Origin of the sequence: uncultured Endozoicomonas sp., assembly GCF_947495845.1 — a bacterium.
GTDB lineage: Bacteria > Pseudomonadota > Gammaproteobacteria > Pseudomonadales > Endozoicomonadaceae > Endozoicomonas.
In genome coordinates, this window is record NZ_CANMAO010000050.1 from 1 (window position 1) to 14,096 (window position 14,096).

Annotated in this window: 15 protein-coding genes; 2 read left to right on the forward strand and 13 right to left on the reverse strand. The window is 44.5% G+C overall.

Annotated features, from left to right (window positions below; genetic code table 11):
- Positions 1–623 (forward strand): hypothetical protein (locus Q1B11_RS19465; protein ID WP_299735536.1); only part of this gene is annotated, 623 nt, incomplete at its 5' end.
- A 34-nt stretch (positions 624–657) separates the two neighbouring features.
- Here Q1B11_RS19465 and Q1B11_RS19470 read toward each other — a convergent pair.
- From Q1B11_RS19470 to dcm, 6 genes are all read right to left on the reverse strand, one after another.
- Complete coding sequence (locus Q1B11_RS19470) at positions 658–1,419, reverse strand: nuclease-related domain-containing protein (protein WP_299735538.1); 762 nt, start codon at positions 1,417–1,419, stop codon at positions 658–660.
- A 102-nt stretch (positions 1,420–1,521) separates the two neighbouring features.
- Positions 1,522–1,848: a hypothetical protein gene (locus Q1B11_RS19475; protein ID WP_299735540.1), complete on the reverse strand. Its 327-nt coding sequence runs from the start codon at positions 1,846–1,848 to the stop codon at positions 1,522–1,524.
- A gap of 67 nt (positions 1,849–1,915) precedes the next feature.
- Positions 1,916–2,371, reverse strand: a complete 456-nt coding sequence (gene vsr / locus Q1B11_RS19480; protein WP_299735542.1) for a DNA mismatch endonuclease Vsr — start codon at positions 2,369–2,371, stop codon at positions 1,916–1,918.
- A 15-nt stretch (positions 2,372–2,386) separates the two neighbouring features.
- Positions 2,387–4,720 carry a DUF2357 domain-containing protein gene (locus Q1B11_RS19485; RefSeq protein ID WP_299735544.1) on the reverse strand — a complete coding sequence of 778 codons (2,334 nt, stop codon included), beginning with the start codon at positions 4,718–4,720 and terminating at the stop codon, positions 2,387–2,389.
- A 14-nt stretch (positions 4,721–4,734) separates the two neighbouring features.
- On the reverse strand, positions 4,735–6,684 hold the full coding sequence (locus tag Q1B11_RS19490) for a hypothetical protein (protein WP_299735546.1): 1,950 nt from the start codon (positions 6,682–6,684) through the stop codon (positions 4,735–4,737).
- Complete coding sequence (gene dcm / locus Q1B11_RS19495) at positions 6,681–7,901, reverse strand: DNA (cytosine-5-)-methyltransferase (protein ID WP_299735548.1); 1,221 nt, start codon at positions 7,899–7,901, stop codon at positions 6,681–6,683. Before dcm ends, Q1B11_RS19490 begins: the two co-directional genes overlap by 4 nt.
- 418 nt (positions 7,902–8,319) lie before the next feature.
- Between dcm and Q1B11_RS19500 the strand changes: the two genes are divergently transcribed.
- Entirely contained in the window at positions 8,320–8,538 is a 219-nt protein-coding gene (locus Q1B11_RS19500; RefSeq protein ID WP_299735550.1) for a hypothetical protein, read from the forward strand.
- Between the two features lie 35 nt (positions 8,539–8,573).
- Here the strand turns inward: Q1B11_RS19500 and Q1B11_RS19505 are convergent, their stop codons facing one another.
- The 7 genes from Q1B11_RS19505 to Q1B11_RS19535 form a co-directional block, all read right to left on the reverse strand.
- Positions 8,574–9,881 (reverse strand): hypothetical protein, encoded by a 1,308-nt coding sequence (locus Q1B11_RS19505; RefSeq protein ID WP_299735552.1) that lies wholly within the window; start codon positions 9,879–9,881, stop codon positions 8,574–8,576.
- A gap of 123 nt (positions 9,882–10,004) precedes the next feature.
- Positions 10,005–11,303, reverse strand: a complete 1,299-nt coding sequence (locus Q1B11_RS19510; RefSeq protein ID WP_299735554.1) for a zonular occludens toxin domain-containing protein — start codon at positions 11,301–11,303, stop codon at positions 10,005–10,007.
- A 129-nt stretch (positions 11,304–11,432) separates the two neighbouring features.
- Positions 11,433–11,750: a DUF2523 family protein gene (locus tag Q1B11_RS19515; protein ID WP_067581934.1), complete on the reverse strand. Its 318-nt coding sequence runs from the start codon at positions 11,748–11,750 to the stop codon at positions 11,433–11,435.
- Between the two features lie 10 nt (positions 11,751–11,760).
- Positions 11,761–13,188 (reverse strand): virulence factor TspB C-terminal domain-related protein, encoded by a 1,428-nt coding sequence (locus Q1B11_RS19520; RefSeq protein ID WP_299735558.1) that lies wholly within the window; start codon positions 13,186–13,188, stop codon positions 11,761–11,763.
- A gap of 169 nt (positions 13,189–13,357) precedes the next feature.
- Positions 13,358–13,564, reverse strand: a complete 207-nt coding sequence (locus tag Q1B11_RS19525; protein WP_299735560.1) for a major capsid protein — start codon at positions 13,562–13,564, stop codon at positions 13,358–13,360.
- Between the two features lie 18 nt (positions 13,565–13,582).
- Positions 13,583–13,795, reverse strand: coding sequence for a hypothetical protein (locus Q1B11_RS19530; RefSeq protein WP_299735562.1), 213 nt, complete (start codon positions 13,793–13,795; stop codon positions 13,583–13,585).
- Positions 13,795–14,096 (reverse strand): hypothetical protein (locus tag Q1B11_RS19535; RefSeq protein WP_299735564.1); only part of this gene is annotated, 302 nt, incomplete at its 5' end. The genes Q1B11_RS19535 and Q1B11_RS19530, both read right to left, overlap by 1 nt.

Genomic DNA, 14,096 nt, shown 5'->3' on the forward strand with positions numbered 1-14,096 from the left:
TTGTGCGGGCTGTGTTTTTCTACCTCCTCTGTACATCTTGCAGCTGTGAGGCTTCAGGAAAGAGCGGGAATTGCTGGGGCATCTTATGGCGTAAGATCACCTCGTGGTTAGAGTTTTTCTGGACAATAAATACTAGCTGTCTGAAGTTTGATCACAGCTATCACATCTTTATTGATGGAAAGCCAATGGTGCCTGAGAGTGCCAATATTTCTTTCCATGCAGATTTTATATCCACAAGCGAGAAAAATGCAGGCATTTACCAAGGCAATCAGACTTTTGATTCAGCTGATCTTCTTCGAGTTTCACTTTACAATTGGCTGGATATAAACAAAGAACTAGTCTTCGATGTTTCTAGCAATGAAGGAGAATTGATAATCTGGTTTAAAGATAATAATGGTCGAACTTCAACACTACATATATACAGAGGCTATGCGGATCAAGCTAGTATCAAGCTAAAGGCTCCGTGGCCAAAAAAACACAGATTAGTACTTAAAAAAATAGTAGAAAAGATTTTTATGGAAAAGGAAATGAGGCCAATTTCAGTTATCTCTCTTGATGTCAAAAATGGTTATTTTGAGATTGAAGAGGAGGATATACCTGTATTGACACCTTCACTTGGATGAAATGAATCCACACTAGCTCAAAATACATAATCACTCAGCAAGTCTTGATGTATCTTGACACAGAATAAGTCAACTGCATAACTTGCTGTTGAGAAAGTAGCTTGGGAGTATTGGAGATAAACGTAGGAAGGGCTTTAGGGTTCAACACCCAAAGATCAAGGCTAGCCTGGGAAGAGTTTACATACCATTCAGGGAATAGAACCACTGGCCGGACAGGGTAATTTTCGCCGGTGGTTTCAAGAAGCATTTGTTTCAGCCAGGCTGCTTCTCCTTTTGCCTGGTAGACAATTTTGTTCGTGGTAAAACCATTAACGGTGATTTTATCACCTTTAACAAGTATCTCAGGCCTGCCAGAACCAGGCTTGGAATATGTCTTGGTTTCCACCGTGAAAACGCCATGCTCGCAGGTGATCACATGGTCAATATTAAAGCCGTCACAGACAATATCGTGAAATACCCGATAGCCAATGGATTTGAAGCCATCGAGATATTGCCCAACAATTTTTTCGCCATCCCTGCCCTGCTTCAGACGACGCCCCCTGTAAACCACCTGTCGTACTTTTCGACCACAGTAAACACAGACTAGAAGCGCGAAAATGGTCAAGGCGATAGGATGGTAGCCAACATCGGTATACCAGCGGAACCACTCGTAGAAAGCCATCACCAAGGCACTGAGGGCAATCAAAAGATAAGAATTGGTCTCTACATCCTGTAAGTGGTGGATCTTTTCATCCAGAGACTGCCCTGGGTTTCTGAGTGGTTTTTCCTTGAGAGGTGATCTCCAACCCTTTCGCATGCTAACCCGTACCATGTTATTCACCGACATAGTTATATCGGTGCATGGTTAGCTCACTGGAGATGGAACCTGATAACATTCAACATCAAAGATCCTGAACTTTCAAGATAGCCACTTAATCAACTGCTCATGATTAGAAATAACTTTCTCAAATTCAGCTGGAGACTCACATTCAAACAACACATCAACAAACTCCTGGTAATCATCCCCAGGCTCAGCCTTCATCTTTATTAATGTATAACGTAAGCCACCTTCAATATCTCTTTCACTTGGCAGCTCAGGCAGTATCCAAATTTTCAAGATACCCGTACCAACCTGATAGACGAAACATGGACCAGTATCATTTTTGTAAGACTCATCTATAAAGCTTTCCGGTATGCAAATACCGAGATCATAGTTCACTCCAAAAGCTTCTTGGTATTTCTTCATATGTCGATCAAAGCCTTAATAAGATGCTTCAAGTTTAACTGCTCATTGTACTGGGACTGACAAATGCTTATACCCCCCTGATCTCAACAGAAGTTTCGTCACCAGCCAATAACCAATTTTCAATAAGGTCTACAGTAACACCCAGAGGCAATTTATTCTGTCCTTTGAGAGCACACTCCCAGACTGTCAATATACGCCATCCAGCCCCTTTCAAAAGCTCGATATTTCGTTTGTCCCTCAGCTGGTTTCCGGTAATTTTCTCCTGCCAGAAATCCCTTCGGGTTTTCGGCAAACGAAATATCGGGCAATCGTGCCCATGCCAAAAACAGCCATTTACCTGAATCACCGCTTTGTACTTGGGGAAAACCAAGTCAGGCTTACCTGGGAGTGACTTATCCTGTAGTTTGAAACGAAAGCCTCTGGCAAATATAGCTTTACGGATAAGCAACTCCGGCTTGGTATCCCGACCTCGAATACCAGCCATCATGCTTGAACGCTTTTCTTTACTGACAATATCTGTCATGACAGAAATAACTACTCACACTTTCTTCATTAAAGAAGAGTACAACTCAGGCAGCCCATCCCAATCATAGTCATGACTAAGATCATTTATTTTGGCCAGTTTTAATTCAAAATGTTCCTTACGCAACTGTATTAACGTCTTTTTCAGCTTTAACGCAGGCCCTAACTCGAACAACCAAAACCACTCATCGGGATCAACGACAACAGGAGTACCTGTATGTTCTTCGGTAAGAGATCCTCGCTGAACCCTTTTGGCTTGAACAATTGGATAAATGTAGTCAACCTCACGATTACCAGTCGTCTCATTATCTAATGCCACAGCAAGATAACGAGCTTCAGAGGCAATATGCTGTTCGATTTCTTGCCGTGTAAACGCAAGCATTTTGGTATGATAGAACTTGGCATCGCCTTTCCGAAATTGGTCCATATACGACGCATTACGATCAGGCCCCAACTGACTCGCCAAAATAGTCAGACCTTGGTAGTGGGAGATAGAATAGCCTTTGCCTGAAATACGATAAGCGTCTTCTACAAAATATCTATCACTATTCGCTACTGTATATTTAGCCGATATATCACCAAGCTTTTGCTTCAAAAATACCGATAGCCAATGACTCCCTTTGTTGTCAGCTTGCGGCAAAAGGCTGAATGCCCCGATACCGACCCCATTAATCGCTGCCCCATAAGGGTTTCGTTCACAGAGCTGGTTAAAAAAACCAGGGTACAATACGTAAGCACCAAAGACAGGGCGGGTTTTGGTAAATCCTTTGTCGTCGAACTTACTTCTATGAATCAGTGCATCCCTATAACGATGCATCTGATTAATAGCGTCGTCCGGTACTCGATCAGCTCCTTTAAGGGCTGGAGAGTCGTCTTTTGATGTATCAATACGGTACTTTGCATCAAACAGCCAGATAATCTCAGCTCCATCAGGAAACGTCGCTTCCAACAAAATATCCGGCTTTTGTCGTACTAACCATGTTCTGATATTACCTTGTGATTTCTTAAAAAGCGGTTCGTGAGCCAATCGAACTTTAACACCATCCGGCCTCTGAAAATGGAACGCGCCAGCCATTCCATCTTGCATTGAAACCCTGATACCGGTGTTTACAAGGGGCACCCTGTTTTTTGGAATCTCTATAAAGCCAAGCTCCAGTAAAATCCGGCGTACTTCCAAAAAGCACCAGACCTCATACATTTCAGCCACATTACGCAAAGAAAGGCGATCTTCGCCATCAAGAAGCTCAAGATACCATTTCAGCTGCTGCCAAATTTTATAAACTTTGGAATAACCTGGCTTCTGCTGCAAAACCAGGGACTCACGCTTCATGCCCGTGTAATCACCCACTTCCCTGAAAAAAGGTTGTTTCTGGAAATGGCGTAACGCTTTCTGCCACGATGCTAGATTGTCGAGAAAACTGTCTGAAAAACGGCTTTTCCCTGACTCTGGAGCCATTGCAGCCAGCTGTTGAATTCGTTGCAGTTTTGCAGTTCCATGCTCAAGCACAGCTTTGATAAACCGGTTTTCAGGAGTATCAACATGCAAACGTTTTTTGCTTAGCGTGAAAGACTTTTCGTAATTTTTATTCGCTTTTTCCAAAGCCAACTGCTCTTCTTGCTTTCTGGAAAGCCTCCCCTTTAATCGGCTCATTGGCACCGAATGCTTGTACTCCATTAAACGGCTATGGGGGGCATTTACAACATGCTTTAAACCAGCCAAAAGCTCCTTATGTAAGGATTCAAAACGGGCAAACCAAAGTAACAGGAATTGGGAGTGCGGTTTCTTCACAGCGCTTAAAGAATGGCTGGTACTTTCCGCCAACGAGTATCGCCACAAAGGAAAAACAGCATCGACAGCATCATTCATCGCCTTGAAATCAGACTGCATATCCATTTTCAAAGGGAGAACATCAAACGTAAAAGACTGCTCAATCAATGAACCTTCGTAGGGGTATGCCAGCGTGAACGAAAATGCACCAACATGATTACCTGTGTTGATGCTGCCACGAAGAGAACGACTACGACTGCTGTAATGAAACGCATCCTCTACGGCCTTGAGCTTATGCCTAACCTCGGGAAGTGGCTCACCAGGTTTGAGCGACTGACGAAATAGAAACTCTATCTCATAGTATTTATTCTCAAAAAATACGGGGTCATCAAGAACCTGTTGCGAGACAATCTCCGCTTCCCCTTTCATTAATAGAGGAGGTGAAAAGCGAATATCAGAAACAGGGGGAACTTGCCCCCTTTCCTCAAGCGTTCGCCTCAGTCTTTGTTGACTGGAGCGAACATCTTTTGACCAGATAACACAACTAAAATGCCCTGTATCAATAACAGCCAATTCCGGCATAGCTCGTTACCCACTCACGGCCAGTAGCTAGTAAATGTGTGACTTTCAAGCTTGTCACTCATCCATTTCAGCTTCGCGCGGGAGCGACAGGAAATCCCTGCTTTCACTTTACGAAACAGATCAGGACGACTTGCATCCCAAATATCGCTCAGCCTCCCCTCAAGCAAAGCTTCCAATCCACCCAGTAGGTTGACCGTTTTTCCATCAATCACGACCCGTAACTTATCATCATCACCATCAATGCGGGGCAGAACTTTCGTCATTAAAAAGTCATCCCATACTGCTTGCAACTCACTATTATTTTTGGGCTGGAAACAAGCAACGTATAACAACAACTCATTAAGGGCACGATAAGCCAACTCAAACGGAGTCCGCTTAAGAACCTGATTCACCGCCTTAAGGAAAGCAATACTCTTTGTTCCATCTGCGTCATAAGTATCTGCCAGGTCTTCCGGCTTCGCGGTTGTGAATAAAGACCAGTGGAAAATATGGTTCTCAGGTTGCCCTGCGTAAAACAAATCGAATTCATTTGGGTAAAACTCTCCGTAGTCGAGAGTTAATGCACGATCAATAACCTTGCGGGAAAAACCATGAGTCGTTTCGTCCATATTCACCGTACCTGCAACCAGCAAGTTGGGCGGAATACCAATGCCATGCTCTTTAAAGAATGTCCATAGCTCGTCATTTTCCGACAAGCCCAGGTCATTTTGCAGATCCAAGTCACCAGATGGATTCAACGCTTTCAGATCAAGCAGCGGTTCGCACCGATACCCTTCTGTCTCGTTATACTCACGAGTTTCCAGCACTGATAAGTAATCAGCAAAGTACTGCTCCACCGGAGCAAGATTCATTTCATCCAAACATAACCAATAGGGAGGTGCATCCATATCCAGCTTACCAGCACCAGTAGCCGAGGCATTGGGCGCTACGTGCTTCCAGGCACGAATGATAAAAGCCAACACTTTTGTAGTGATGTATTTTGGTTTATCAATACGAGATACATAGCCCAATAAATCTGAAGGTTCGTGCCAATCAGGACGAACCGGAACCAGACAAAAGCTATCAGAAGGATTTATTGGGTTACTGGCCTCGGACTGTTTTCTGATGAAGCGTGATTTGCCCGTTCCAGAAATACCGGCGAGTAGGAGAAAAGGCTTAGGTAAAGGGGCTCCTTTGACGTCAACTCTAAATGTCTCTTTCAAAAAATCAGCATACAGCTTTATAGCTCGCTGATACATTTCATTACCGGCTTCGTTCCTTTCTCTCCAAGATGGATCTTTAGACAGTAAATCTATTGCGGATAGTATAGGGCTAATAGGCAAAACCTTGTATAAGCTATGCTCGAAAATAGCAAGTTCCCTGAGTGTCTGGTCCGCAATATTCATTGCTGTATCAGCGTAGCTTTTGATCGTCCGTTCGGATAACTTGCGATTCCTCAACCACTGCACAAACCTGTCCTTATTACTGTCAACGTCAACAGGTCTATCATTACCACTTTCGAGGCTAATCAGATTTTCAGGCATTTTATCAAGGGCAGCGTTTACTGAGTCAATATCAAACAGCGTATTAACAGCCACGCCTTGATACTCCAATTCAGCTACATAGGCAATCAGCTTAGATATGACTTGTGTTATAGCCTTTGTCTGACTCCCCCCAAGACTACTGATATTTTTCAAGCTGATATTATCGGAACATAGCCTATAAAGAGCCCTATAGGGTTTCTCGTCATAAACCAAATAACTATCTGCTTTATACCGAGGATCAGACTCAATAGCTTGCACGCATTCAGAGTGCCTATCTCTTAAGAACTCAAGGAAGTTAACTATATCAACAGGGTCAACACTAAATGCAGTCCCCCCATCTTTTGCAAAGCTAATTACAAAAGTATTATTAGTTGTAACGCTCTGCTGAGACCTAAGACCATCGCTGTCTTCTAAAAGGCTACAAAATCCCTGAAAGTTCATAACATCTCCTTGATAATCTCTTTAGCAATCGCTGAAACGACAGGAACAGCAACAGAATTACCAAACTGTCTATAAGCAGGTGTCTTTGCCTGCTTCATTACAAACTCTTCTGGAAAGCCTTGCAATCTTGCACATTCCCTAATCGTTAAAAGACGAGGATTTTTATTCTCTTGAGGTATCAAACATTCCTTACCATCTTTGCCATACCTGGCAACCAAAGTATTAGATGGCTTGTCAAGGTTTGCTGTGAACGCAGTAAAACCCGTTCCACGGTCTAAGTTTCTCTGCGTCCTGTTAATATGCCCCTGCCAAAGCTTGTCTGAAATTGTGTAACTATCAGGCACATCATATTCCAAAATTTCTCTAAGAATTCTAGGTGAACCAGTAAATGGCGGAAATTTAAAATCGACCTCTAAGTCTTTCCTAAAGCAAACCATATAACAACGTACTCGCCGCTGCGGCACCAGTGATGATGAGTCAATCAGTGCATACTTGAAATCATAACCGATTTCTTCTATTGACTCCTTGATAACACTGAACGTGTTACCCTTATCATGCCTCTCTATATTCCTAACATTTTCCAAGAAAAGAACTTTGGGTTTTTTTACAGACGCTATGCGCATAACATCAAAAAAAAGCGTACCTTGGGTTGTACACTTGAAGCCATGCTCCTTACCTATAGAAGATCTTGCCGACACTCCAGCATGACTAAAAGGCTGACAAGGGAAACCAGCGGCTAAAACATCATGATCCGGTATCATCATGCTAAGTGCTTCATCAGTTACACTCTCGCTAGTCAGAGAGGTTATATCCCCAAAAGGCAGTTCACCATAATTATCAAAATAGGTCTTTTGAGCAGATTTATCCCATTCACTACTAAAAACACCAACCCCGCCATGCTCTTGTAGAGCAAGTCTAAATCCACCTATACCGGCAAATAAATCAATAAAAGTAAAATCAGGTTTTGCAGGCGGCACAAGCTTCAATGAGTCTGAAAGCTTATCTTTTAGCATTGCACAAGTTTCATATAACCCATTATCAGCTAACTTAGACACCAGCTGGTGACGAGAAACTCTCTCCTCAGAGAACAATCTTTTTTCATAAGCCAAAGCATGTAACCACTGGTGTACAACAGCAGTTGTAGTACTTCCGTCAGGAACTAAATCAGCTGCCTCCGGTGCTAACACTTCCTCTGCTCTAGTCAAAAAGTCGTTCATCTAAAATCTTCTATCCTGGGGAAAAATCGCTCAGTAGCATATCACGATTGGACTGATCAACACTTTCGAGATACGTAATCTTAATGGCCCATTATTCTCTGTATGCGGAACAACATTCAAGATTGTATTCGCCACCTACTGCCGCATACTACCGAGAATCTAGCTTCAAGCCTCTATATCAGAGCAATACTTTTGTCCCAAATTACTTACCACGCTGTATATTCCATCAACTGCAAGAGGCAAAGCACTCATAATTGAACGTTACGCTCATGATCCACCTCTTCTGCTGAATTGATGTAATTTTGAACAACATCGTTCTTACTCAAAAAAATCTGTTGCCCTATGGACAAAACATTTTTTTGACCCGATCTCTTGCTGTTCCTAGACAAATTACATTCAGCAAAAGAGGTAAAACATCATGGAAACACTCACTAACTCAATGCTTTGCACCCTGATCCATCTGACTAAAAATCAGCTGGAAAGTAAGAGACAAGAGATATCTAACCTGTCTCAGTACACCACCAAGGTGATTCGTGAGAGCTACAACGCAGAGGTTGAAGAGCTTATGGCGATCAAGGATATCCTCGACTCAGTTCTTAAACTGCACGACGATAAGTCTCGATCTACCAAGAAATAACCGAGAGGGGTTCGCCCCTCTTTTATTTTTTGTCTTTAGATGCTGTAGCCCAACAGAAGTCTTTCCTGGTAAGACTCTTTGAGCCTTTCTATCAGTTGGTTTTCTGTCGTCTGACTCTTTTCATAGTGCAATGCAATATCAGACCAGATCATACTGCCCTGTAACTCCCTCAGTACTTTTTTGAATGGCGTAGATTTTCTGGCACAGGCGGACAGGAAGTTACCCATGTAGAGTTGATAGTTCTTACCTGAGAAGGAAGTAGCTTTTTTGTAGTACCGCTTGTAATGCAAATTCTTATCATAAGACGACTCTGGAAAAGTAAACACAATATCTTCCTGAAGAACTGTCCAGATGGGATCGAGGTAGTTGCTGTTGTACTTCAACTTAAAGGAAGTAAGGCCATACTGCCACAGTGCCTGGATATGTTTGACCACCTGTGAATAAGTTTTCAGCTTAAGCACAACCTCTCCTGTTTCCTTGTTGCAGGTTCCCAAGGCAAATTGCTGAATCACTGAGTGGTGATAACGCAGTTCCACCCTGAATACATCCTGCTCAGTGTTATAGCCAACACTGCCATTTGATAGCTTCGTGCTTTCTTCCCATTTGTGTTCCATATAGTCGAACTTATCAATACTTCTGGCCTGTACGGTTTTGTTGTAAACCGCCAGTTGCACAGCACCGGCTGAACCGAACTTAAACGACTGTGAACGGTCATAGATGCCTGAGATTTCTGAGAAGTTAAACTCAGCTTTATCTATGCCGTTGTATTGAGAGATTCGCCGTGATCGACAGAGCATTCTATCGGAAAAATCACTGTCCGGTTTCCAGCCTTGAACGTCCACGGCCAGATGAATCGCTGGGTAGTGGGGTTCTGCACAGTTCAGAACTTTCTTCGCTATCTTGTCCAAGAACTTATCCACTGCGGTTGGTTTCCGGTTATCCAGAAACCAGGGAGAACATTCGATTTTCAGATGAGATCCGATGGACTCCGCTTTGGAGTGAAACATTTTGAAGAAAATGATCAAACCAAGATCATTATTCTGGAGCCGGTACTGATAACCCGAAGCCTTACCACTTTTGCCCAACAACCAGTCATAACCCATAAACCGGAAGGTTTTCTCACCAAACTCGATGGACTCTTCACAGTTCACCAGAAAGTCAGGGTTCATCTGCCCTCGATATAACTGCCTGAGGGTATCCACATAGGTACCTACTATCTGGAAATTGTCCTGGTAGAAGTCAGCGACCTTGCCATACCTGGGATGAACAAATAGTAAGCCTTTGTCGTCAGTGATGGTGTCTGTTCCATTGTCCGATAACGCGTATCTTTCTAATGATTTCATAAGAATTCCTTTTCTTATAACTTGTTAGCGCTTTACTGGTTCAGTTTAAAGACGTGCTACAGGAACGTCCGCCTGTGCTAGGCTAGGCTGCGCTGCGCTTTGCAGCCTGGCACAGTGCCAGCTCTATAGTTCGTCATAAGGTTCTACTGCTCTTTTGTTGCTGCGGCGACTGTTTCTGTCGTGCCGTTTATCGGAAAGGGTTTCATCAAAGTAGCCATTGCGAACAACGGCTTTGCACAGGTAGTCCGGTACCTCCATGCGGGTGATGCGCTGGGAGTAGCAGACACACTCTTCCTGCTCCGTTCCCTCTCGCCACAGCACACAGTTCTGTGGCTTGGGGAAGGATCGTGGTTTGGTCAGGTGGTCGTAGACCGGTGCCGTATGTTTCAGGCCGGTAATTCTCGGCTTGCGCTGTGTCAGGTATTGTTCGCGGCTTTGGGGCTGGGAGTCAGCAACGGGCAGCAGAGTCGCTGTTGGTTCCGCTGCGGCTTCGCCGGGTTGATCAGGGTAGAGCGTGGTCAACCCGAGGTAGAGTGCAAAGCCGATTACACCGAGCAAGACTGGAATCAGCCATACCACAGGCGGCAAGCTCAGCTTGTGGGTATGCCCAAAGGCCGAGAAGTAAACTCCAAAGTATTTCTTGGGTTTGCTGGTGACGGTTTTGCGGCCTTCCTTTTTAGCAAAATGGTCATCGGGATCAGCGCACTTGTCCCAGGTGTAGCGAGTGACTTTGGAAGAACCCCAGAAGTTGAAGTAGTGGGTATGGTGGCCGCATAGCCTTCTCAGGTGAACATCGAGAAAGTTGGGATGCTGGGTAATCAGGATGACATCAAAGCTGTCGTGGCGATGCTTTTCAAATCGTGAGGCATATAAAGGTACTTTGTCTTTTCCTGAACGCACCGGAAAGAATTCCTGGGCTTCATCTATGACCAGCACCGAGTGGCCTTGCAGGTCATACCATTGACGAGGTTCAGGAAAGTGCGTCCAGTGCAGGTTGAGATGCTCGAAATCCTTGAAGGTGAGTTCCACACCTTCTGGTGCATTCTTCTCAATCTCTGATACCTTTTGTACCTGTGCTGCTGGGTAGCAAGCCTTGACCCACTTCAGCCATTGCCTCAGGGGATCGTGCTGCTTGAATACCTGCTCCAGAAACGGTGCATCAAACAGTTCAACAAATCGTTTCTCTTCGTGGACGGGCTGAATCATCGGATCAATCACTGACCGCTGATTTTTTGTCAGTGATGGAAGATAACAGTCGTAGAAAAACGCCTGAAAGGTTTGGCACTGCTGATAATCCAGCAGGTTCAATTTAATATTGTTGTAAAACTTTGGGCGACCGGCGTATTTCTTGTCAGTGCAGATGGTTTTAAAACAGTTCAGGCTTTTGCTCGCACCTGGTCTGCCAGTGATGAAATGGAGCATGGCACTCTTCCCTTTTCCCCTACTGCCCTTGTGATTTGTTGTTGGTTTTTTATTCCGCAGGAAACCAAGTTCTTTTTGTCAAAAGAACATCGTTTCCTGCGGCTGATAAACGGCTTTTACAGCGAGTGGTCAGGACGTGCCACCAAAGCCTTTCCAGAAGGAAACGCTTTGTTTAGGCCGTCCGTTAAAATAGGTGATGCCCTTCACCACCATGATCACGGTAATAAACGACAATGCTATATTGATGGCTTTTGGGATGCCCATCAGGGAGAGCATCTGGAACATCGCCACCGGCATTCCATCGAAGTTGGCCTGTATTTGATCACCCAGGTAATCAATCAGCAGGTCTAACCCAAAGTAGGTGACGACACCAGCTCCCAAACCTCGCAGTAACAGCCATGCCAAGGGAACAATGGTGGTGACAATAAAAGTGAGTATGTAACCCATGAATTTCTCCTTATCCTGTGCCCATTGATTTCGCCAGTACTACCGACATAGAAAACCAGGTAGCAAAGGTGATGAAATAAGAGATGTAAGAAGCAAGATCACAGAGCGGGTTCAGAATAATTTCATACTCAACGCCAAGCACCGTATAGCTAAGAGGATCAGGACACTGATTATCGGAAGTGACGTATTCATCGGTTTCCAGGAAATCATCCACATGCACTTCCAGCGTATCCCCTGGAAGCGTTCCCAATGGTGACATTTCAGAATTGCCACTGATGATGGAGTTGATATCACTCTCGTTAAATTCCGACAGGCATAACTGCTTCTTTTGAATACGGGCAATGGCACACTGGATGGCGTCTCCGGTACACGACACTTCTTTATCGCAACCTAAACCAGAAATAGAAGACGATGGATTATCAGACTCCGCCTGTTTTTCTGCCTGTTGGCGAATACCCGTTTCTTTGACGATCTGTTTTACTGATTGCGCTTCAGGGGTGTTTTCGGTGAGATCCTGTTGATCAAGAATATCGTCATGGGTTAGACCATTGGCGTTACCGCCATTGATAGGGTGATCCACTGAATCGGGATCAACCTTATTACCCTCAGGGTAGGTGCAAAGGTATTCACCGTTGACGTATTGGCAGTTGCTATAAGCATTCTTTTCGAAGCAGACGACTTCGCCGTTGAAGGTGCCGCAATTCAATTCATCCTGATTGGTCGCTTCATCGAAACAGACCGGATAGCCGTTTACTATCTTGCAGGTTTTATCTTCACTGATGCAGACCTGGATACCAGGATCGCTGCGGCAATCCAATTCTTCTTCGTTGATTTCTGTGTATTCACTGACACCGGCAAGTTGTGAAGTATCTTCGCTACCTGAGCAAACATCGCCTGTTGGGAGATACTCATAGGCCACTGGAGCCAGGGCATTATCATAGTCACGAAAGCCCCCCAGTGTTGTATATCCACATTGGTTGTAACAGGCAGTTTGAGCTTGGGTAGAACTGGTAATGGGTTTGGCAGCTGAACACTCATTGGATGCAACACCGCAGCCGATAAAACCATAGGTGGTATCATCATAAAACAGTAATGTTTCATTACCCGGACAACTGAAAGGCAAATACCTGATAATAAAATTTCTGTTTTTATTATGTGGATCAGTACCGACACATCCCTCACCGTTTTCATCAGGATATGAAACAACATACGCATCATCGCCAAACACTTTTTTTGCGGAACGTAAGCAGACGTCGGCAGGATTAGAGTCCGCTATTGCATCCTGCATGTAACTACTGCTGTACCAATAAACACCTTCAACAGAATGGGCAGGTACAGCAAATAATGATAAAAGAAAAAACACGTAAATCATGGCTTCATCGTCCAGATGGCCATCAGAATGACAATGACATACACCCAACCGTAATCTGGAATCCACATCACTTGTTCATCCTTGAAAGAATAAATACACTGACAATTGCTCCTCGGTAATCGCTCCTGCATTACCCTACCTCCTGCATCCATACAGTCGTACATTGCCAGCATGCTGACCATCCCTGGTCATAAAAAGCGGGAGAACAAAGCCTCCCGCCACCCCGCCCAGGCAGTCACCAGCCAAACATCGCGCCTTTGACCCACTTGAACACCACGGCAATACCGGCCAGACCTACCAGGGCTGTTCCTACTGCGGTAATCGCAGCAGAACCATCGGTAGTCAGGGCAGTCGTGGCTGCGGACACATCAATCTCAGCAAAGGCACTGGATGCCATCACTGAAGTTGCCAGCAGGAGTGCAAGGTGTTTTAGCTTCTTCATGGCTAATCTCCTTGTTGGTTAACGTAATTGACGAAGTAACAGGGCAAAGATGAACGCAATCACCAGTACGAGAATAGAAGCACCAAGAAGCGCATCTGCCTGTTCTTTCGTCAGCCCAGTTGATGCAGGGGATGCCTGCACTTCTTCGAGTGTGATGGCGGCGGAATTACCGGAGCAGGATATGCCACCGTCAGCATCCGTACTGAAACCATCACACAGAAGCAGTTGCATTACTGCGCCTGTTTCGCCGCAGGTTGCTTGATGCCAATAATCTTGATTGCAATCTTGTTCTGAGAACCGGATTGAATTTTGGTTTTAAATTCGTAGTTCTTTTTAGGCTCAAGCTTTTCATATTCGTAAAGCTTTTCGATATCCGCAGAGCAGATCATTACATCAAGCCCAGAAATATTTTTGTTTTCAGGATCGGGCGGAACAGCCAGGTATACTTTTAAATAAGGCTCTTCAGGGATATCTGTGGGTAAAAATGAACTGATTTGAAGAAAAAAGCACCAGCGATCAATTTCTGATAGAT

Excerpts from the sequence above, each read along its gene's own strand:
- Q1B11_RS19470 (WP_299735538.1), bottom strand. The coding sequence starts at position 1,419 with ATGCGAAAGGGTTGGAGATCACCTCTCAAGGAAAAACCACTCAGAAAC.
- Q1B11_RS19475 (WP_299735540.1), bottom strand. The coding sequence starts at position 1,848 with ATGAAGAAATACCAAGAAGCTTTTGGAGTGAACTATGATCTCGGTATT.
- vsr (WP_299735542.1), bottom strand. The coding sequence starts at position 2,371 with ATGACAGATATTGTCAGTAAAGAAAAGCGTTCAAGCATGATGGCTGGT.
- Q1B11_RS19485 (WP_299735544.1), bottom strand. The coding sequence starts at position 4,720 with ATGCCGGAATTGGCTGTTATTGATACAGGGCATTTTAGTTGTGTTATC.
- Q1B11_RS19490 (WP_299735546.1), bottom strand. The coding sequence starts at position 6,684 with ATGAACTTTCAGGGATTTTGTAGCCTTTTAGAAGACAGCGATGGTCTT.
- dcm (WP_299735548.1), bottom strand. The coding sequence starts at position 7,901 with ATGAACGACTTTTTGACTAGAGCAGAGGAAGTGTTAGCACCGGAGGCA.
- Q1B11_RS19500 (WP_299735550.1), top strand. The coding sequence starts at position 8,320 with ATGGAAACACTCACTAACTCAATGCTTTGCACCCTGATCCATCTGACT.
- Q1B11_RS19505 (WP_299735552.1), bottom strand. The coding sequence starts at position 9,881 with ATGAAATCATTAGAAAGATACGCGTTATCGGACAATGGAACAGACACC.
- Q1B11_RS19510 (WP_299735554.1), bottom strand. The coding sequence starts at position 11,303 with ATGCTCCATTTCATCACTGGCAGACCAGGTGCGAGCAAAAGCCTGAAC.
- Q1B11_RS19515 (WP_067581934.1), bottom strand. The coding sequence starts at position 11,750 with ATGGGTTACATACTCACTTTTATTGTCACCACCATTGTTCCCTTGGCA.
- Q1B11_RS19525 (WP_299735560.1), bottom strand. The coding sequence starts at position 13,564 with ATGAAGAAGCTAAAACACCTTGCACTCCTGCTGGCAACTTCAGTGATG.
- Q1B11_RS19530 (WP_299735562.1), bottom strand. The coding sequence starts at position 13,795 with ATGCAACTGCTTCTGTGTGATGGTTTCAGTACGGATGCTGACGGTGGC.